Genomic DNA, 19737 nt, shown 5'->3' with positions numbered 1-19737 from the left:
CATAGAAATGCGTATTTACGAGCCAAATGGACAGCTAGTAACCAACAACATAGAAACTCGTCTCGATTTAGTCGTCACCAAATACACAACTTTGGTTTCGTCCGCTTTCTTTTGCACGATACAAAGCGGAGTCTGCACTTTTTAACCATTGTATATGGCTTTCAAAGTGAGGCTTATATTCGCATACGCCGATACTGACGGTGTAGTTAATCAGAGAATCTTCAACTTTCACGGTCTCTTGTTCTACGCGTTTACGTAGCCGCTCTGCAAAATAACTAGCCTGTTCCTGATTGGTATTTTTTAACAACACTGTGAACTCTTCCCCGCCAAAACGACCACAAATGTCGCTGCTTCGGGCTGTTTTCCTTAACAGAGCTGACGTTCGACGAATCACTTCATCCCCAACAGGGTGACCATAGTTATCATTAACTTGTTTAAAGTGGTCAATATCGAAAATAACCAGGGAACATGACCCATCAACGACTTTTATTTGCGTAAATTCTTCTTTGAGTGATTGTTCCCAATAAGCGCGATTAAACAAACCGGTAAGACCGTCTTTACGACTGATTTCTGAAAGGTGTTGATTGGTTTCTTTAAGATAAATACGGCTTCGTGCCGTTTCAGACACATCGTTTATTTGGATAGCGATATGGCTTATCTCTCCGGAAAGCGAGCGCAGCGGCGTGATCACGATATCCTGATACATAAAGGTGCTGCTGTTCGATACCGGAGAGAAGTTAGTAAACTTAAAAAGGTACGGACGATTTTCCCAACTAGAAAATGAACGAGTTTCCAAGTCGGCTGATGTATTTAATTTTGTCTCGAGCCAAGCTCTAGGCAGGTCTTCAAAGTGGTCGAATAGACTCTCACCGAGAATTTCTTGCGACAATACACCGCTGTAGGATTGCATAAAGCTGTTCCACACGCAGACCTTATACTGGCGATCCAGCACAATAAGGCCAGAGTCCATTGTGTCTAAGATTTGCGTGACCCAGTGAAAGTCAGCCATGTCCAGCGTAATTTCGGACATCAGATTAACTCCATGATTTCATAAATGATTTCTACAGATGGTTTGTCTATCAGAAAGAGCACTTCACATTCAAAGTCCAGTGATTCCGCCATGTATGTATATTCAATCGTAAAAAGCTCCCCTTTTTGACCTTGCTGCTCACTATAAGTCGGTAAGGTTTCGATGATACTCGGCTGTCGAAGCGAGAACTGCTTATCTAACTGGCAACCTAACGACGTTAAGAACGAAGACACTAACAAGTTAGAGATATTAAGAATGATCTCGTTATAGCTGGTGAACTCCAGTTGAAAGCCTAGCCGCTCTCCTATCTGGTCGATGTGTTTACCTCTGAGGCAAACTAATGCTTCACCATGAATACCACCACCAACAAACCGTTGTGCGACCGCAATCGAACCGTCACGACGAATGACATCAACCAGCGTCATATGGAGCTCTCCATATGTTAGTGGCCCAACGTGAGGTACAGGCAACTGAATAAACTCGCGTAAATGATCGGCCATGATGGCGGCCCCTTTTCCTAGGGCAACATTCGCGACTTCTCGAAACTTCGCAAGCGAGGAAAGATCATCGAATACTTGCTGTTTAGGACTGAGCTCTACGGTAGGCTTAAATGCGTATTGCATTCCCAGTTGCTCATACAGCGGGGCCACTTGCTCTTCAGACAATGGTTTTGCAATAAATGCTTTTGCACCTAATTCAATGCAGCGCTGTTGGGCTTCTTGTTGGACATCGCCAGAGATGATCACTATCTGGGTGTTGTAGCGGCTTACTGGTAAGAATTTTAGAACTTCGAAACCGTCCATAATCGGCATCGTGAGATCGAGGAACATAATGTCAATATTTTGTTCCGCCAGAATCTTCAGTGCTTCATACCCATCTTGGGCTTCGATCAGCTGCATTGATGAACTTTGCACGATTGTTCTTATAATCAGTTTTCTTGCGATTGCTGAGTCATCACATATCAGTACTTTCATGCTATCAATGGAACCAAAGTCAAAAAAATTATAATACATGTTGTGTGGGTATATAACCATCTGCTAGGACGACAAATCATAAACTTATGAGCGATATGATTCACACTTATGCAAATTTCGTCAGCAGATTCATAAATTTATTGTTCAAGTATGCGCAGCAACGCGCCAATTTCTCGTCGTTTATCCTAAACTATTGGTGGTCAAACAGATTCGCGAGGTTTTGTATGTGGCAAGCAATATCGCAACAGCTTTCTGATACGCTGTTATTTGAATATCAAATCAACGAAAAAGTTCGCCTTTCTGGTGGAGATATCAATGAAAGCTATATGATCAATGATGGCGAGCAACGCTATTTCGTTAAAATAAACGATCGTGATTTTTTGTCTAAGTTCCAAGTAGAGGCCGAAAGCCTGCATCTGTTACGTGAAACTTCAACCGTATTTGTTCCAGAGGTCGTACTGGTCGGCAAAACAAAAAATAACTCTTTCTTAATTCTTAACTACCTCCCAACTAAACCGTTAGAAGATGCGCAAAACAGCTTCTTGTTTGGCCAACAGCTTGCTCAATTACACCAATGGGGAGAACAAAAAGAGTTTGGATTTGATACCGACAACTATTTGGGTTCAACCCTACAACCTAACCAGTGGCACAAGAAGTGGTGCATGTTCTTTGCAGAGCAGCGCATAGGATGGCAATTACAATTACTGAAAGAAAAAGGCGTAACTTTGGTCGATATTGAGGACTTTGTTAACGTCGTGAAACAGCTTTTGTCTAATCACACGCCTGAGCCATCGTTACTGCATGGTGACTTATGGAATGGTAATGCTGCCGTGACACCTGTCGGACCTATTTGCTATGACCCGGCATGCTACTGGGGCGACAGAGAGTGCGACATTGCGATGACTGAGCTTTTTGGTGGGTTCAGGCCTGAATTTTATCAAGGATATGAATCAGTTATGCCATTATTGCCTGGATACCAGGAACGTAAAGAGATTTATAATCTCTACCATGTTCTTAACCATTGCAACCTGTTTGGTGGGCATTATTTAGAGCAAGCTCAGCTAACAATTAACAAAATTATTTCTGTCTGATTTGAAATACTTAAAACGTTGCATAATGTAAATTTACGAGTGATATCACTCTGAAAATTGCCCCCAGATTCAGTGTTGAGTTTGGGGTCAAGTTTTGTACTTATTTCGATTCAAATAGCAACAACTACACTTAATATTTAAGTATCTCTCGATGTTGGGACAAAGTAAGTGATAGGGCTGAGCTTCCAGAATAAATTGTTTTAAAAGCCCTGCAATACGAGGAGTTGTTGTATGAAAAACTATACTGAAAGACACGTAAAGTGTCCGCATTGTGGGCACTCAATAGGAATCACTTTAGACGCTAGTAATGGTGACCAAGAGTTTTATGATGACTGCCCTGCATGTTGTCATGCCATTCATCTCAACATGCATGTGGATGAACTGAACGACAAAGTAGAGCTGTTTATTGACGATAACTACGAATAAACTAAAACGTAAAAAGGAGCAATAACGCTCCTTTTTTAGATCACGGCAAATATCTCTGATATTTAAATTTGTTTCGCTGCCAGCACACGCTCGACCGTGTCGACAATAGCCTGAGTTTGTGGATCGAACTCAATATTGACACGTTCAGTCACTTTCCTACCGCCAAACAGAGTTCTCTGCAACGTCTCAGGGATCAGATGTACAGAGAAACGATTGTCTTCTACCTCGCCAATTGTTAGCGAACAACCATCGATACCAATATACCCTTTGGCCAATACGTATTTCATTGAATCTTGAGGCAACTCGAACCAGATGGTTCGGTTATTTGGCGTGTCAATGACATCAACAATGGTAGCCATCAAACTAATATGACCAGACATATTGTGACCACCAATTTCATCACCAAATTTAGCCGCTCGTTCGATATTGACGTTATCGCCCTCACTGAGAAAACCCAGATTGGTTAATGCTAGTGTCGCCTGCATCAAATCAAAACTAATGTGCTTCCCGTCGATTTGAGTGACGGTCAGACAACAACCATTATGTGCGACGGAAGCCCCAATCTCTAACCCATCAAGAAGGGAGCCAACTAACTCGATCACATGAGTTTGAAAACGCTCTTTCTTTTCGATCTTCACGACTTTTGCCGTGCCCTGTACTATTCCAGTAAACATTGTTTATACCTACTTATCTGATCTCTACTAAAACAACGCTCGAGAGATATTTATTTCTACGCGTTTACCTTTCTTCTATCGGACTACTATAAACTGTTTTCAAGTTAATATGCAGTTAAAGGTATGGCATATAAAGATACAATTGTTTATCATTTGCGCGGAGGCTCTCTGAGACATTTTTCCACCTTATCATGGTTAAGATCAACCACTAGGTCAGTCCATCACATCTTTTGTTCTCGAGCTCTCTCATTCTTTCAATTTCAATCTCTCTTTGCGCCCTGGAGTATTTCGTGCAGCACTATAAAGAAGAAGCGTCGAGTCTTATAAAATTGGCTACCCCTGTATTGATAGCTTCCGTCGCTCAGACAGGCATGGGGTTTGTGGACACGGTAATGGCAGGGGGCGTAAGTGCTACTGACATGGCAGCGGTGTCTGTTGCTTCAAGTATTTGGCTTCCATCGATTTTATTTGGCATTGGCTTGTTAATGGCGTTGGTACCTGTTGTTGCACAACTTAACGGCTCTGGTCGTCGGGTAAAAATACCTTTCGAGATTCAGCAAGGCATCGCCATGGCGCTATTCGTTAGCATCCCTATTATTGTGGTGCTCTTACAAACTCAGTTTATTCTTGGGTTTATGGATATAGAAGCGCTGATGGCTGAAAAAACCATAGGCTATATTCACGCTGTCATTTTAGCGGTGCCGGCTTTTCTCCTGTTTCAGGCTTTGAGAAGTTTTACCGATGGGATGTCACTCACTAAACCAGCAATGGTGATCGGTTTTATTGGTTTATTGCTCAACATTCCATTGAACTGGATTTTCGTTTACGGCAAGTTTGGTGCGCCAGAGCTTGGTGGCGTTGGTTGTGGCGTCGCAACAACTATCGTTTACTGGATTATGTTTGCGCTGCTCTTATTTTATGTGGTTACGTCGGAACGACTAAAGAACATCAATATCTTTGCTGAATTCCACCCACCACAACTGAAAGCGCAAATTCGTCTGTTTAAGCTCGGCTTTCCTGTAGCTGCCGCGCTATTTTTTGAGGTAACGCTGTTTGCTGTCGTTGCACTTCTGGTGTCCCCTCTTGGTCCAATTATTGTTGCAGCTCACCAGGTCGCGATTAACTTTTCGACTCTTGTGTTCATGCTGCCAATGAGTATTGGTGCCGCTGTTAGTATTCGAGTCGGGCATAAACTTGGAGAAGAAAGTGTAGCAGGCGCCCGAGTGGCATCGCGTGTTGGTATCATGGTTGGTACTGCAATGACAGTCGTAACGGCATTTCTAACGGTAGTATTCCGTGAATTTGTCGCAGAGTTATATACCAGCAACCAAGAAGTTATCAAACTGGCGATGGAACTATTGTTACTCGCTGCGATATATCAGTTTACGGATGCCGTACAAGTGATCGCTGCGGGTGCATTGCGTGGGTATAAAGACATGCGAGCTATCTTTAATCGAACTTTCGTTGCTTATTGGATTTGCGGTTTACCAATGGGTTACATCCTTGGCCGTACCAACTGGATCGTCGAGCCGATGGGCGCGCAAGGTTTCTGGATCGGCTTTATTGTTGGCCTGTCGTCTGCCGCTCTGTTGCTTGGCGTCCGGTTACGTTGGATGCACCACCAAAAGCCAGAGGTTCAATTGAACTTTTCGGTACAATAATCTCCTGTAAAAGCCAGCAATCGCTGGCTTTTTTGATCGAACCGAACCTTAGTCAGGTATACTTTTATACCAAACCAACTCAGTGATCAGAAAGGAACAGTGTGCGTCTAACCCTATTGTTCTCAATAACATTGCTTTCAGGTTGTACCGACTTATTCAACCCTGAACAAGCGCTGCTGGATAAATACCATCAACGCTTGGCGAATGTATTGGACGTTTCAAGCGTTGAGATAACTTCCCTGCCCGCCATCACCATTCCTCCTCGACGAGCGCTTTTTCAGCCATTACCCAGACTGACACTCGGACTGTTGGAAAGCTACCAACTTCGTCAGTGTGGCTTGTTTAATCTTTTGGCAGACAAAAACTCGCAACTAGGTAAAGTACAGGATGCCTTTCACGATTTAGACTACCAGACATCGTTACTCAGGACTTTGAATTCATGCCTGAATGACTTTCCAATTAGTGATGACGAACGACAGACTCTAACTCTATTGTACGGTCAGAAATGGAGTCACCTGCATACTCACTTTGATAACCTGTTGTTTGCCAGTGAGGCGATGCAAAAACAACTCACAGCCTCTGATTGGCTATCTGTCGATCAAAAAAACCAAATTGCGATGGTGAGCGAAGCTTTTAACCTCTTAGGTAATATGTATGAAACGCCTAACAAGACTATCTCTCGATTACCGGATATTCATATAGTGCAATACCAGGAAGTGCTGGAGAAGTCTCGCCTTATGGGTCGACTTTACTACTCTCTCGTAAACGCTTCCCATTGGCTAAATGAAACCACCCAATTGCTCGACACAAACCAAAGTAAGATTATTTGCGGCAAGAATCGAGATATCACAACGTTTCGTTACTTAAATAACGTTTTTCAATCCATTTACGTGAAAGAAGTACAACCATATCTGGCCTATTTGGACAGTACATACCAACGCTTGGACAATGGCGTTAACTTAATCGAAAAAAGAATAGACCTTCATGGCGAGTCATACGGACTGATAGATGCTCACAACACGTTCAGAAAAAGAACCCTGGAGCACATACAGTTCTGGCAGGGTCTTTTTAAGCGTTGTGGTGTGACAGTGGGAAACGTCGATAAGTAAGAATCTACCGAGGCTACTCTTTAGAACGCTCACGCAAAAATCTGGCAAATTTAGGTTTTCCGTTATGAGTAAACCCGTTGTACCTAAATGTGATAATCGAGCCTAATTGTGGTGGGTTCCGGCGCAACTCGTCTGTAAACCCACTACCAATATAAAACTCTGTACCATCAGGCATACGAACCAGAATCGCGCCCATCATTCCCAACAAGCGACCAGTTCCAGGCTTATGTCCGATCACTTGTGCTTCTGTATCGGCAAAACGTTTTAACTTAAGTAAATCACTGCCCCGGCCCGCTTGGTAACGACTAGACACCTTGCGTAACATGACACCTTCCCCATCAGCTAACGCGATTTTGTCTAATTGGCTAAATAAGTGCTCTTCATCTTGAATAGTCATATGCTCGACGTACTTAATGTGTGGCTCGTCCAGCTCATACACCAAGTTTTGGATATTGTAATAGCGCTTCCGATAGTCACCCGCAGAGTAAGGCATATCAAACAACATAAAATCTACTTTCTTCCACGCGCTGTCGACCGGTGTTTTGTCCAGAACCGTTTGCTGGACCAAATGAAAATTACCTCGCCCGGCCCAAAGTTCACCATCCAGAGGGTAATCTGGCAATGGTGCTGTAAACCACTTAGGAGCGTGTATCCGGTTTCCATTACGTGTTACAAGGTGTTGCCCCGTCCAGTAGGCACGAATACCATCCAATTTTTCACTGTACCAGTATTGCGATACATCAATCCCATCTTGATAGGTTTCTGCTAGCGAGACTAAAGGCGCGACAGTTGGATGGGCTTGAACGTGCGTGGATGCCATAATGGCGAGTGCGATCAATGTCATTTTTATGGGCATAGGGAGGAACCTTGTTCAAAAAATCTCCCATATTGAAGCGCAACTTTCTTCGATAACCTATTTGTCAGTAATTATTCTTCGACTCACAACAATGATTGTCAGTAAGACTCTGCAAATTTAAGACTGATCTTTAGACAAGGTTTGATTGTTGCTTGTGCTTAATCCTGCCACTGGTGTCGCATCTTCTCGATCGTTGCCGTTGGGACATCGTGAATGCTCTGATATTCACCATCACACACTTTTATCTCGACCTCGATACCCTTCTTTTTACAGTAATCCAGATACCGCTTCATTTCCCAAAGGCGTACAAAAGTATTGCTGACTATGACGGTTTTACCTTGGTTTAACCATCTCCGCGCTTGACGGAAACACCACTCATGAGCTTGAGGAAGTTGCTGTGGATTGAAGTGGTATTCCCCACTTTCTTTTTCAAAGTACATGTCCGCTTCAAAATGTTTCGCATCGAGCATTGGTACCAGCTGTTTAGCCAGCGTTGTTTTTCCAGATCCCGGAAGACCACGAATTAGAATGAGTTTATTGATAGACATGATTTGACAATTTTGAAATTGACGACGCACAAACTCTAAATGAATTTATTAAAAAGGAAAGAACAAATAAAAATGCCGAGCTTACAAAGCTCGGCATTGAAATCGTGTGTTTCAGATAGACTATTTGTATGCAGGTAGTTCGGTTCTTAAACCCTTAACCAAGCTGACACACATTACCAACAAAACTAATGTAAACGGCAAGCCTGTTGCGACAACGCCAGACTGTAGTGCCTGCAAGGCTTCTTTACCGCCTATCCAAAGCATAACCGCCGCGATTGCCCCTTCAATACATGCCCAGAAAATTCGCTGAGGTACTGGAGCATCAATTTTACCGCCAGCTGTAATGCTATCGATGACCAAAGAACCGGAATCCGACGACGTTACAAAGAACACCAAAATCAGACCGATAGAAAGAATCGAAATTACCGAGCTGTATGGCAGTTGGTCATACACATGGAACAGAGTCAGAGAAATGTCCGTAAGGCCATTTGTCCCCAGCTCACCCACTTTGTTCACGACCTGATCAAGAGCAATACCACCAAAGATAGCCATCCAGATAAGTGTAACCACTGTTGGAATGATAATAACTGCACAGATGAATTCTCGTACTGTACGACCTTTCGATACTCGTGCGATAAACATACCGACGAATGGCGACCAAGAAACCCACCATGCCCAGTAGAATACAGTCCAACCTTGCATCCAAGTTTCATCTTCTCGACCGTGAGGATTACTCAGAGGAATGATGTACTCTATATACGCTTTGGTTGTATCAAAAATTGACGTAAAGGCGGTGTCGAAGCTGATGAAGGTAATGAAAATAAGCAATGCAAAAGCGACCACCATGTTGACATTACTAAGCACCTTAACACCACCATCGATGCCACGAACGACCGAAAGTACCGCAATGAAAGTCACAAAGGCGATCACGATCATTTGAGTGCCGATACCACCATCAAGACCAAATACATGGTTGATACCACTTGTCGCTTGCTGAGCACCCAAACCCAATGAAGTCGCCAGACCAAACAGCGTCGAAAGCACCGCCAGGATGTCGATGACATGACCTAACCAACCCCATGCACGGTCACCAAAAATTGGGTAAAAAGCAGAACGTAGTGACAGTGGTAAGCCCTTGTTAAATGCAAAGAAGGCAAGAGCTAGTGCAACAAGGGCGTAGATACCCCAACCATGAACACCCCAGTGAAACATGGTCGCAGCCATTGCCAATGATTTCGCTTCGTCAGAGTATGGTTCCGCATTTAATGGCATTCCCCACCAATCAGTGAAGTACGCGGTTGGCTCTGCAACACTCCAGAACAGAAGACCAATACCCATACCTGCAGCAAATAGCATGGATAACCAAGATACTCTTGAATGATCAGGTGTTGCGTCTTTGCCACCTAAGCGAATTTTCCCCAGCGGCGATAACAGTAAAACAACGGCGAATAATACGAAGAAGTTCGCTGACCACATGAAAAACGCATCAAATTGCTCAATGATTCCGTTTTTAACACCGTTCAAAGCATCTCGAGCGGTATTAGGGTCAACTAAAAGCAATGAAATAAGACATAAAACAATAAGACCGGCACTGATTCCGAAAACAGGATTGTGAACGTCAAATCCCCACTTTTGTACGTTATCCTGCCCTACCTGATAATCTGTTGTCTCGATACTATATTTTTTAAATGAAGCTTTATCCATAAATACAAATTTAACGTTAATTTGAAACGCTCCTCAAATGAGAAGAACTTCAATACGCCCTCCAATAATTTGAGCTCTAAAGTTTTTAATCGCAACGAATATTAACATTAGTCACAAAAATATGCAAAAGCGATGCTTTTATTGCATTTAAAAGACAGATTATTTTCAATGACAGCAAAATAAACACTATGATGTCTAATGATTATCTCTGGCTTTAATAACCATTGCTCTCATATTGTGGGTGGGCGTTAAACAAAAAAGTGGCCCTCGCTGAATCGCAAGTGACCACTCTATGGCTGTTTTATGGCTGGCGCAAAAACTAAGAAATGAATTTGCCTGGGTGAGGTGTTTATAAGAAATGGAAAGTAACGTTGCCGGTAAAGCTACTAACTGAATCGCTGTCGCCATCGATATCAACACCAAAAGCCTGGTAACTTGCACCAACTGAGATGTTATCTAGCAAAAAGTACTCTGCACCGACACCATACATATAAGAGACGCCATCATCTTTATCGATAGCACTTAATGAACCTTTATAGTCAACGTTAAAAGCATTGATGCCACCCTTGGCATAAATATGGAACGGGCCAAAATCGATGCTTGGCTTAACCGCTAAATAGAGTGAAGAGAAATCCCCATCGCCTTTGGTTCCATCCACATTCAGTCCAACTTTGCCATGGTTAAAGTAACCCGCTTCGATACCGATTAGCGGCAAAATCCCCGTACCGACGTGTAAGCCGTAGGTTGTATCACTTTCGCCTTCAATATCAGATTGACCGATTTGTCCGCCAGCATATAGCCACGAATCCGCGAACGCAGACGTTGAACACAACGCCAAAGCCAATATCGAGAGTTTTGTTTTCATAGTCATACCATCCTTTGTAAGTCTGCGTGATTTCACGCTCCTAGCTCATAGTTTAATGATCACTATATATTGGAAGGTATAGAGAAATTAAGATCAAAGAATGAATAATTTATATTCAATTCGTTGTAGTGTGATATCAATTCAGACAGAGAGGCAAGTCGAAGTCACTATCAGAAACAAAAACACCGGCTTAAAGCCGGTGTTTTATAACTCTCGGATATGTCGAAAATTATAGGAAGTGCAAAGATGCATTCACAGAGAACGTACCGATATCGTCTTTATCTGCTGTGTAGTTCATGTAGCTTGCGCCCACAGAAAGTGGACCAAAGATGAAGTATTCAGCACCAACACCGTACATTAGATCGAAGTCGTCATCGTCGCTACCGCCTTTCACTTCTTTGTCCCATTGGTGGATACCACCTTTTGCGTAAATGTGCAGTGGGCCGAAATCGATGCTTGGCTTTAGCGCTGCGTAGTAAGAGGTAAGTTTTGTATCGCGACCATCAACGTTAAATTCACCGTGTTGAGTCACACCAGCTTCAATACCGATAATTGGAAGAATACCTGTACCTACGTGCACTGAGTATGATGTATCCGTCTCGCCTTTGTAATCAGACTGACCTACAGATGCGCCACCGTAAATCCAAGAATCTGCCATTGCCGCAGAAGATGCGCTAAGTAGTGCCACTGCTAATAGAGTTTTTTTCATCATTTACCTTTTACTCTTTTCATTCCTACGTCTTCTCAATCTGACGTAGACACTGCAAATACAAGGGAGGCAAACTATTGCCTCCCTAGAACTAAAAACAACACATTTATCAAATACTAGCAATTACTATACCAGTAACCGCACGAGCGTTGATATAAATAACTGTCACGATGGTACTTTACGCTAACAAGCATCAATCGCGTTTTTGACTCGTTTGTCAGAAACCGGATACGGAGTGCCTAATTGCTGAGCAAAGTAACTCACACGTAGTTCTTCTAGCATCCAACGCACTTCTTTTACGTTTTCTGGAATAGCCATGCCTTTTGGAATCTTATTCAATAACTCTTTGTAGTCCTTGGTTACTGACTCGATTTTCAACATATGCAGGCGATCTTTATTCGGATCGATTGGCAACTTCTCCATACGGCGTTCAATTGCACGCATGTAACGGAGAATGTCTGGTAGACGTTTCCAGCCACACTCAGTAGCAAAGCCTTTGAAGATCAAACCCTCGATTTGAGCTTTGATGTCTGACAGTGCAAACGCCATGGTAAAGTCGATCTTACCTTTCAACTTCTTATTGATGTTAAAGGCGGTCGTCAAAATGGTTTCAACTTGCTTAGCAATTTCAACCACGGTATCGCCGAGTTCGGCACGAACGTGTTCTTTCAACTTTTCAAATTGTTCTGGTTCCCAAACTAATCCGCCCTGCTCTTCGATAAGCTTATCGACACCACAAGCTATACAGTCATCAATCAGATCCAGTACTTTACCGTACGGGTTAAAGTACAAGCCCAGTTTTGATTTGTTCGGCAAGTTGGCGTGCAAGTATTTAATAGGCGACGGTACATTCAACAAAATTAAACGACGCTGACCAGCACGCATCGCCGAGATTTGCTCGTATTCTGTCTCGTATAGTTTGATTTCAACGCTATCTTTGGTATCGACAAGGGCTGGGTACGCTTTCACATCATAACCGCCGCGTTTTTGTTGATACACTTTTGGCAGTTCGCCAAAGCTCCACGTATGCAAGCCCTGCTGCTCGATATCATCGTCAGCTACTTTTGAAAGCGTTTCCTGAACTTTCTCTTTCAGGCTTTCTTTCAGCTCATGAAGGTCTTTGTTTTCCTTTAGCTTACGATTGCGATGATCAACGGCGCGGAATGTCACTTTCAAGTGTTCCGGTACCTGATCCAGCTTCCAGTCTTCACGCAGTACTTCTACGCCCGTCATGCGGCGTAACTCTTTCTCAAGTGAATCAAGAAGTGGCGCTTCCATTGGCGTCGAACGAGCTAAGAAAGCGTCAGCGTAATTTGGCGCGGGCACAAAGTTCTTACGAATGGTTTTTGGCAACGACTTAATCAGGCTCACCACTAGTTCATGGCGCAGGCCTGGGATCTGCCAGTCAAAGCCGGCTTGTTCCACCTGGTTAAGGATTGGTAGTGGTAGATGAACCGTTACACCGTCACTATCATCGCCTGGTTCAAACTGATAGCTAAGCTTGAGTTTTAAACCATTTTGGTGCCAGAAGTTCGGGTAATCTAAGTCAGTAACATGGCTGGCATCGCCCTTGAAAAGCATCTCTTTTTCAAAGTTGAGCAGTTCCTTGTTTTCTTTCGACGCTTTTTTCCACCATGAATCAAAGTGTTTACCAGAAACCACTTCGGTACCGACGCGTTGGTCGTAGAAATCAAATAGCTCATCGTCATCGACCAAAATATCGCGACGACGAGATTTATGTTCCAGCTCTTCGACTTCTTGCAATAATTTTCGGTTTTGCTTGAAGAACGCGTGTTTGGTTTCCCACTCGCCTTCAACTAACGCACTGCGAATGAAGATTTCACGACTGATAGATGCATCGATGTTCCCATAATTCACCAGACGTTTAGGGACGATTGGCACTCCATACAGCATGACTTTTTCGTACGCCATAACCGCAGCTCGTTTCTTCGACCAGTGCGGTTCGCTGTAGCTGCGTTTAATTAAGTGCTTGGCTAATGGCTCAATCCATTCAGGCTGAATTTTTGCAATAATTCGACCCCAAAGTTTTGAGGTTTCTACCAACTCCGCTGACATGATCCATTTAGGCTGCTTCTTAAACAAGCCAGACGCTGGGAAGATATGGAAACGGGCATTACGCGCACCCTGATACTCATTCTTCTCCTGATCTTTCATACCGATGTGAGATAACAGGCCAACCAGAATTGCGCTGTGCACACCATGATATGACGCAGGCTCGTCATTGAGCTTAAATTCCATTTCACGCATGGATTGGTGAATTTGGAAATAAACGTCTTGCCACTCGCGAACACGCAAGTAGTTCAAGTAATCTTGCTTACACTGTTTACGGAACTGATTACCCGTCAGCGCTTTTTGCTGCTTCTGAATGTAATCCCAAAGATTTACTAACGTCAGGAAGTCAGACTCTTCATGGAAAAAGCGACGGTGCTTATCGTCTGAAGATTGTTGTTTGTCCGATGGGCGCTCACGTGGGTCTTGGATCGACAACGCGGCTGCAATCACCATCAATTCTTTTAACGCACCGTACTTTGGTGCTTCTAACACCATGCGCGCTAAACGCGGGTCGATTGGTAATCGTGCCAGTTGGCGACCAGTTGGGGTGAGGCGTTTTTTCGGATCTTTTGCATCTGAATTAATCGCACCCAACTCTTCTAGCAGGCGTACACCATCTTGAATGTTGCGTTTGTCTGGCGCTTCAACAAATGGGAACGCTTGAATATCGCCTAAACCAAGAGCCGTCATTTGCAGGATTACCGACGCTAGGTTGGTACGCAGAATTTCTGGATCGGTAAACTCTGGGCGTGACTCGAAATCTTCCTCTGAGTAGAGGCGAATACAGATACCCTCTTCCACACGACCACAACGACCTTTACGCTGGTTCGCACTTGCCTGAGAAACAGGCTCAATTGGAAGACGCTGTACTTTAGTTCGGTAACTGTATCGACTGATACGCGCGGTACCTGGGTCAATCACATATTTGATGCCCGGAACGGTTAACGACGTTTCCGCTACGTTGGTTGCCAATACAATACGGCGCCCAGCGTGTGGTTGGAATATCTTGTTCTGTTCACCAGCCGACAAACGCGCATACAAAGGTACAATCTCTGTACTCTTAAGATTACGTTTAGAAAGCGCATCTGCCGTATCACGAATTTCACGTTCACCGTTCATGAAGATCAGAATATCGCCCAAACCTTCATCACACAGCTCATCGACGGCTTCGAAGATACCTTCTAGCTGGTCACGATCGTTATCCTCATCGCCGCTTAACGGACGGTAACGCGTTTCTACTGGGTAAGTACGACCAGACACCTCAATAATTGGGGCATCGTTGAAGTGCTTGGAAAAACGTTCCGGATCGATGGTTGCCGACGTAATGATGACTTTTAAATCTGGACGACGTGGCAGAAGTTCTTTTAGGTAGCCCAAAATAAAATCGATGTTCAGGCTACGCTCGTGCGCTTCATCGATGATAATGGTGTCATATTGATTCAAGAAACGGTCATGCTGAATTTCTGCCAGCAAAATACCGTCCGTCATCAATTTAATCTGAGTGTTCTCTGAGATTTGATCGTTAAATCGAACTTTATAACCAACAAATTCACCGAGCTTAGTTTCCATCTCTTCCGCGATGCGATTTGCTACGGAACGCGCAGCAAGACGACGAGGCTGAGTATGACCTATCAGGCCAAATTTACCACGACCAAGCTCTGCACAAATTTTTGGTATCTGCGTGGTTTTACCCGAACCCGTTTCACCAGCGATAATAACCACTTGGTTTTCATCAATCGCCTTTGCAATGTCGTCTTTCTTTTGACTAACAGGTAGGATCGCAGGATATTCGATTTTTGGCTGATAACTGCCACGTTGTTCGACTTCCATCATCGATTTAGCAATGTCTAAAGCGATTTCATCAAACACGACATTACGCGATGCATCTTTCTTAATTTTACTTGCGCCAGAAATACGTTTACTTAAGCGAAAACGGTCGCGCATCATGCACTGACTAAGTGCTTTGCGTAGCGAGGCGGCATTGTTCACTTGAGCATGAGGCGCTTGAACTTTCTTTGCTCCATTTTCTGGCGCAGATTGCGCTTCAGCGGAGGTTTTCTTTGTAGGCTGTGACGAAGTCAAAGCGTTTCCTATTCTTTTCATTACATAAAACTGCGCGAATTGTATCACAACAGGGCCAAGACAAGACAACTGAAAGCTTATTCAATTTTTTCGAACAACTTAAGCAAACAAGTCGGGTTTAGAACCTCAGCCCATTGCTTATAATGCATCACATAGTCGAAAGCACTTATTTAAGGAATAACCATTATGTCTCGTGTACTAGCTCTAAAATCAAGCATCCTTGGCGACAACTCACAATCAAACAAGTTGGTTGAAGAGTTCATCAAAAACGTAGCTCAAGACAAACTAACGGTTCGTGATTTAGCGGCGAACCCACTGCCAGTGCTTGATCTTACCGTAGCGACTGCACTACGCTCGACAGGTGACCTTTCTCAGGAACAACAGCAAGTTGTTGAGCTGTCAGACTCGCTTATCGAAGAAGTGAAAGCAGCGGATACGCTAGTCATTGCAGCGCCAATGTATAACTTCACGATTCCAACTCAGCTTAAAAACTGGATTGACTTGATTGCTCGTGCAGGTGTGACATTTAAATACACAGAAAATGGCGTTCAAGGTCTGTTTGAAAACAAAAAAGCGATTGTTGTAACGACTCGTGGCGGTATTCACAAAGATGCTCCGACAGACAACATCACGCCTTACCTACGTACGGTACTTGGTTTTGTTGGTATCGCTGATGTGGAGTTTGTTTACGCTGAAGCCCTAAACATGGGTGAAGATGCGGCAGCAAAAGGTATCACTGAAGCTCAGAGCCAACTAGCGACGCTAGCGTAAGCTTGATTCAATTAGCATGAATACAAAAGGGATGGCTCAAATAGCCATTCCTTTTCCATTATTCACTTCATATTTGCGAATAGAAGCATTCCAGTATTTACCACAGTGTTGGGTTATTAGTCTTTTGTTTGATCTTCATCTGCGGTCTTCTCTATGTTTTCTAGCGCGTTCTTATAGAGTTGCTCTAATACTTCTTCAGCCTCCTGAACCATACGCTCGACCATTGCATCAAACGCAACATCGCTGGGTATCTCTATTTCCTCACCCACACGCACTTCTATTGAGTCAACGTAAAGCACTAACCATCCGTCGCCTTCCATATGCCCTTCTCCGTTAACCACAAAGAATCGCTTGGCGAACTCATCATTAGTGCAATTTGTTCCCTCAATCTGAATGTTATATGAAGAATCAATGCTCATCGTGCTAATGCCATCAAATTTATCGGATGCATTGCAAATGGCTTTAACCTTTGCGCGATAAACAAATTTCAGCTGGGATAATAGTGTATTAGTTTTCATCTCACTGAGAATGGGTGATATTTTTCGCGGTGACAAATCCGACCTTTTGATCTCGTTGCAAAATGGAAAGACATTCAAGCCCCAACCATAAATGCCAGAAGTGAGGCATGCCGGAGCCATTTCACGTATTTTCTATAAAATTGGTCGATAAAAAAGCAATCATTCGTTAATTGAAACTTTACGCTTATGTTCTTTCTAAATGGGCCGTTACAATGTGAAATGTTGTCATATACGTGACAGAATAAATCTTATGCTTTGATAAATTGGCATTGAATCTCGTTGAAATAGAATGAATTACCTAACGAGTTGTGCCAGTTATGTCGCTAGCCCTAACGATAACGAATAAAAAGTGAAAGTATCAGAACTCATTTCCATCCTTAATAATTTGCCGACCAACACTGACCCAGATATTGTTATGGGAGAAGAGTGGCTGCCGGAAAGATTGGTGGAAACACAACTCGACGGCAATCTGTTATTTTTGAGCTTCGACAATGCACCAGAAGAATGTCAGGCAGAAGAAGGTCGGGGTTTCGTTGACCATGAAATTGACTTAATTCGAACTCGATTACGACAGGTTCTGGACGAAGACAGTGATAACGATTCGAAGACAGAAGCGATGCTAGGTTTGTTTCTTGCGGGTCACGAATTGAGTAGCGCTCAAGTAGTAGAAATATTAGAAGAATCAGACAAATAAGGAACCAGTTTGGCTGCAGCATTAGACAAAACCCAACATCCTCATCTTCCTCTTATCATTGCGGGCCCTATTCTCCGCAAAGTGACCGCATCAGAAGTGAATATTTGGCTGGTCACGACCAAGCCATTAGAAGGGTTTATCGAAATAAACGATGCAAACTCTGCGACTTCGTTTCACTCAGAGGACTTTGAAAAGCTCACTCAACTTCAGGTTGGTGAGCAAGCTTGGGTTTGTTTACTGTCATTAAAAGCTGACTTCCCTACTCATCAGTCACTTCGATATCAGCTCCACACGCAAGACGGTCTGCTAACAGAGCTACTGCCTCACTTGTGTTATGAGCACGACAACCATATGCATAAGGGCATTGAATTTTTAATCAGTGAAAAAGCCGATTATGTCCTTCATGGTTCTTGCCGCAACCCACAACATTTTAGTGACGATGCTTTAGTTGCAGCCGATGCAAAGGTGGCTCAGCAAAGCGTAGAATCTCGCCCAGACATGCTCATCATGAGCGGTGATCAGGTTTATGTTGATCATGTAGCTGGACCAACCTTAGATGCAATTGAACAAGTAATCGAGTTACTGGGATTGCCGGATGAGCAATTTCAACAAGCACCAATCACCGACACCAAAGCGCTTTATCAACACGCTGCGTGTTTTTATGGCCGCGACCAGTTGCTACCGCATTACGTCGATGACGGTAGCCTGCTCAGTCAGTTTTTTCCTCACCGTGGCACCCCTATTTTCAGCTCTAAAGAGTGTGAAAATCACCTGATCAGTTTTGCCGAATGTTTTGCCATGTACCTCTTGGTTTGGTCGCCGACGCTTTGGCACCTCATCAAACGTGACCGATTACTGGAGAATCAATTCCTTGTCGGAGGCAACACGCTAGCGCCCAACTGGCAACAAAAATGGCGTGAGGAAAAAGCGCAAATAGATAAATTTGTCAGCGGATTAGACCGCGTACAGCGCCTTCTTGCGCACCTTCCGACTTACATGATATTTGATGATCACGATGTGACGGACGACTGGAACTTAACCATTGGCTGGGAACAAGCGGCATACACCAACCTTTTTGCAAAACGAATAATCGGAAATAGCCTGATCGCCTATTGGTTTTGTCAGGGCTGGGGAAACGCACCGGAAAAGTTCGATGACGCGTTTATGGTTCACATAAAAGATTTTCTTGAGCAACGCACTGCCAAAGCTCAAGATGACCTGATTCAGTACCTCTATCGCTTCGAGAACTGGCATTACACGATTCCGACCTCCCCCAAAGTCGTGGTTTTGGATACCCGAACTCGTCGCTGGCGGTCAGAATCTAAAATGAACAAGCCGTCTGGCTTGATGGACTGGGAAGCGTTAATTGAGTTTCATCAAGAACTGGTTCACGAAGATAAAGTGATCATCGTTTCTGCAGCGCCGATGTTCGGTGTGAAATTTATAGAATCGCTGCAACGCGTGTTTACCATGTTTGGTAAGCCACTATTGGTGGATGCCGAAAACTGGATGGCGCATCCCGGCAGTGCGAATACGCTCGTCAGTATTTTCACTCATACTAAGACACCGACTAACTTTGTGATTTTGTCAGGGGATGTCCATTACTCTTTTGCTTACGACATCAAATTACGCTTTCGAAAAAGCAGCCCGAACATCTATCAAATCACCTGTAGCGGTATTAAGAATCAATTTCCGACAAGACTACTCACTATTTGTGATGCGCTGGATAGAATGCTTTACAGCCCCCGCTCGCCACTAAACTGGTTCACCAAGCGTAAGCGACTCAAAATTTATAAGCGTGCGCCAAGTAGTCATAACTTTTATCGTTTGGTTAACCACAGTGCGATCGGAGAATTACATCTCGATGATGACGGTAAGCCTAGTAAAATCAGTATACTTACCGCAGATAACCAAGAAGTTCATTTCCCACCGACGAGAATAGAAAATTGATC

At 43.7% G+C, this 19737-nt stretch carries 17 protein-coding genes; 7 read left to right on the top strand and 10 right to left on the bottom strand.

The features are described from left to right. Positions 1-67 precede the first annotated feature (67 nt). Both VEJY3_RS07250 and VEJY3_RS07245 read right to left on the bottom strand, forming a co-directional pair. On the bottom strand, positions 68-1030 hold the full coding sequence (locus tag VEJY3_RS07250; RefSeq protein ID WP_014231789.1) for a GGDEF domain-containing protein: 963 nt from the start codon (positions 1028-1030) through the stop codon (positions 68-70). After that, complete coding sequence (locus VEJY3_RS07245; protein WP_041170329.1) at positions 1030-2004, bottom strand: response regulator; 975 nt, start codon at positions 2002-2004, stop codon at positions 1030-1032. Before VEJY3_RS07245 ends, VEJY3_RS07250 begins: the two co-directional genes overlap by 1 nt. Before the next feature lie 224 nt (positions 2005-2228). Between VEJY3_RS07245 and VEJY3_RS07240 the strand changes: the two genes are divergently transcribed. Both VEJY3_RS07240 and VEJY3_RS07235 read left to right on the top strand, forming a co-directional pair. Next, positions 2229-3095 (top strand): fructosamine kinase family protein, encoded by an 867-nt coding sequence (locus VEJY3_RS07240; protein ID WP_014231787.1) that lies wholly within the window; start codon positions 2229-2231, stop codon positions 3093-3095. Positions 3096-3326: 231 nt separating this feature from the next. Beyond that, a complete protein-coding gene (locus tag VEJY3_RS07235) occupies positions 3327-3521 on the top strand; it encodes a CPXCG motif-containing cysteine-rich protein (RefSeq protein ID WP_014231786.1) in 195 nt (64 codons plus the stop codon). Between the two features lie 62 nt (positions 3522-3583). Here the strand turns inward: VEJY3_RS07235 and VEJY3_RS07230 are convergent, their stop codons facing one another. Beyond that, a complete protein-coding gene (locus tag VEJY3_RS07230) occupies positions 3584-4195 on the bottom strand; it encodes a riboflavin synthase (protein ID WP_014231785.1) in 612 nt (203 codons plus the stop codon). A 290-nt stretch (positions 4196-4485) separates the two neighbouring features. Here VEJY3_RS07230 and VEJY3_RS07225 point away from each other — a divergent pair, with 290 nt between their 5' ends. Then, positions 4486-5856, top strand: coding sequence for an MATE family efflux transporter (locus tag VEJY3_RS07225; RefSeq protein ID WP_014231784.1), 1371 nt, complete (start codon positions 4486-4488; stop codon positions 5854-5856). A 101-nt stretch (positions 5857-5957) separates the two neighbouring features. Beyond that, a complete protein-coding gene (locus VEJY3_RS07220; protein ID WP_014231783.1) occupies positions 5958-6965 on the top strand; it encodes a DUF3080 domain-containing protein in 1008 nt (335 codons plus the stop codon). 13 nt (positions 6966-6978) lie between these two features. Here the strand turns inward: VEJY3_RS07220 and VEJY3_RS07215 are convergent, their stop codons facing one another. The 6 genes from VEJY3_RS07215 to hrpA form a co-directional block, all read right to left on the bottom strand. Further along, positions 6979-7821, bottom strand: a complete 843-nt coding sequence (locus VEJY3_RS07215; RefSeq protein WP_014231782.1) for a DNA ligase — start codon at positions 7819-7821, stop codon at positions 6979-6981. A gap of 158 nt (positions 7822-7979) precedes the next feature. Next, entirely contained in the window at positions 7980-8369 is a 390-nt protein-coding gene (locus tag VEJY3_RS07210) for an ATP-binding protein (protein ID WP_014231781.1), read from the bottom strand. 120 nt (positions 8370-8489) lie between these two features. Continuing rightward, a complete protein-coding gene (locus VEJY3_RS07205) occupies positions 8490-10073 on the bottom strand; it encodes a BCCT family transporter (RefSeq protein ID WP_014231780.1) in 1584 nt (527 codons plus the stop codon). Between the two features lie 349 nt (positions 10074-10422). Next, a complete protein-coding gene (locus VEJY3_RS07200; RefSeq protein WP_014231779.1) occupies positions 10423-10938 on the bottom strand; it encodes a porin family protein in 516 nt (171 codons plus the stop codon). A 229-nt stretch (positions 10939-11167) separates the two neighbouring features. After that, on the bottom strand, positions 11168-11647 hold the full coding sequence (locus VEJY3_RS07195; protein ID WP_014231778.1) for a porin family protein: 480 nt from the start codon (positions 11645-11647) through the stop codon (positions 11168-11170). A gap of 183 nt (positions 11648-11830) precedes the next feature. Beyond that, a complete protein-coding gene (gene hrpA / locus VEJY3_RS07190; protein WP_193387277.1) occupies positions 11831-15802 on the bottom strand; it encodes an ATP-dependent RNA helicase HrpA in 3972 nt (1323 codons plus the stop codon). Positions 15803-15988: 186 nt separating this feature from the next. On the opposite strand from hrpA, the gene VEJY3_RS07185 reads away from it, so the two are divergent. After that, on the top strand, positions 15989-16573 hold the full coding sequence (locus tag VEJY3_RS07185) for an FMN-dependent NADH-azoreductase (RefSeq protein WP_014231776.1): 585 nt from the start codon (positions 15989-15991) through the stop codon (positions 16571-16573). 116 nt (positions 16574-16689) lie between these two features. On the opposite strand, the gene VEJY3_RS07180 is transcribed toward VEJY3_RS07185, so the two are convergent. Beyond that, a complete protein-coding gene (locus VEJY3_RS07180) occupies positions 16690-16992 on the bottom strand; it encodes a hypothetical protein (RefSeq protein ID WP_237708174.1) in 303 nt (100 codons plus the stop codon). A 448-nt stretch (positions 16993-17440) separates the two neighbouring features. Between VEJY3_RS07180 and VEJY3_RS07175 the strand changes: the two genes are divergently transcribed. Both VEJY3_RS07175 and VEJY3_RS07170 read left to right on the top strand, forming a co-directional pair. Further along, the gene (locus VEJY3_RS07175; protein ID WP_014231774.1) at positions 17441-17785 is read left to right on the top strand and encodes a hypothetical protein; all 345 of its coding nucleotides are present in this window, start codon (positions 17441-17443) and stop codon (positions 17783-17785) included. 9 nt (positions 17786-17794) lie between these two features. Then, complete coding sequence (locus tag VEJY3_RS07170) at positions 17795-19735, top strand: alkaline phosphatase D family protein (protein ID WP_014231773.1); 1941 nt, start codon at positions 17795-17797, stop codon at positions 19733-19735. Positions 19736-19737 lie beyond the last annotated feature (2 nt).

Origin of the sequence: Vibrio sp. EJY3 (assembly GCF_000241385.1) — a bacterium.
Lineage (GTDB): Bacteria > Pseudomonadota > Gammaproteobacteria > Enterobacterales > Vibrionaceae > Vibrio > Vibrio natriegens.
Note: the sequence above shows the minus strand (reverse complement) of the source record. Positions and strands in the feature narration are given on the sequence as shown.

Excerpts from the sequence above, each read along its gene's own strand:
- VEJY3_RS07200 (WP_014231779.1), bottom strand. The coding sequence starts at position 10,938 with ATGAAAACAAAACTCTCGATATTGGCTTTGGCGTTGTGTTCAACGTCT.
- VEJY3_RS07230 (WP_014231785.1), bottom strand. The coding sequence starts at position 4,195 with ATGTTTACTGGAATAGTACAGGGCACGGCAAAAGTCGTGAAGATCGAA.
- VEJY3_RS07195 (WP_014231778.1), bottom strand. The coding sequence starts at position 11,647 with ATGAAAAAAACTCTATTAGCAGTGGCACTACTTAGCGCATCTTCTGCG.
- VEJY3_RS07235 (WP_014231786.1), top strand. The coding sequence starts at position 3,327 with ATGAAAAACTATACTGAAAGACACGTAAAGTGTCCGCATTGTGGGCAC.
- VEJY3_RS07180 (WP_237708174.1), bottom strand. The coding sequence starts at position 16,992 with ATGAGCATTGATTCTTCATATAACATTCAGATTGAGGGAACAAATTGC.
- VEJY3_RS07215 (WP_014231782.1), bottom strand. The coding sequence starts at position 7,821 with ATGCCCATAAAAATGACATTGATCGCACTCGCCATTATGGCATCCACG.
- VEJY3_RS07240 (WP_014231787.1), top strand. The coding sequence starts at position 2,229 with ATGTGGCAAGCAATATCGCAACAGCTTTCTGATACGCTGTTATTTGAA.
- VEJY3_RS07185 (WP_014231776.1), top strand. The coding sequence starts at position 15,989 with ATGTCTCGTGTACTAGCTCTAAAATCAAGCATCCTTGGCGACAACTCA.
- VEJY3_RS07205 (WP_014231780.1), bottom strand. The coding sequence starts at position 10,073 with ATGGATAAAGCTTCATTTAAAAAATATAGTATCGAGACAACAGATTAT.
- VEJY3_RS07245 (WP_041170329.1), bottom strand. The coding sequence starts at position 2,004 with ATGAAAGTACTGATATGTGATGACTCAGCAATCGCAAGAAAACTGATT.
- VEJY3_RS07250 (WP_014231789.1), bottom strand. The coding sequence starts at position 1,030 with ATGTCCGAAATTACGCTGGACATGGCTGACTTTCACTGGGTCACGCAA.
- VEJY3_RS07210 (WP_014231781.1), bottom strand. The coding sequence starts at position 8,369 with ATGTCTATCAATAAACTCATTCTAATTCGTGGTCTTCCGGGATCTGGA.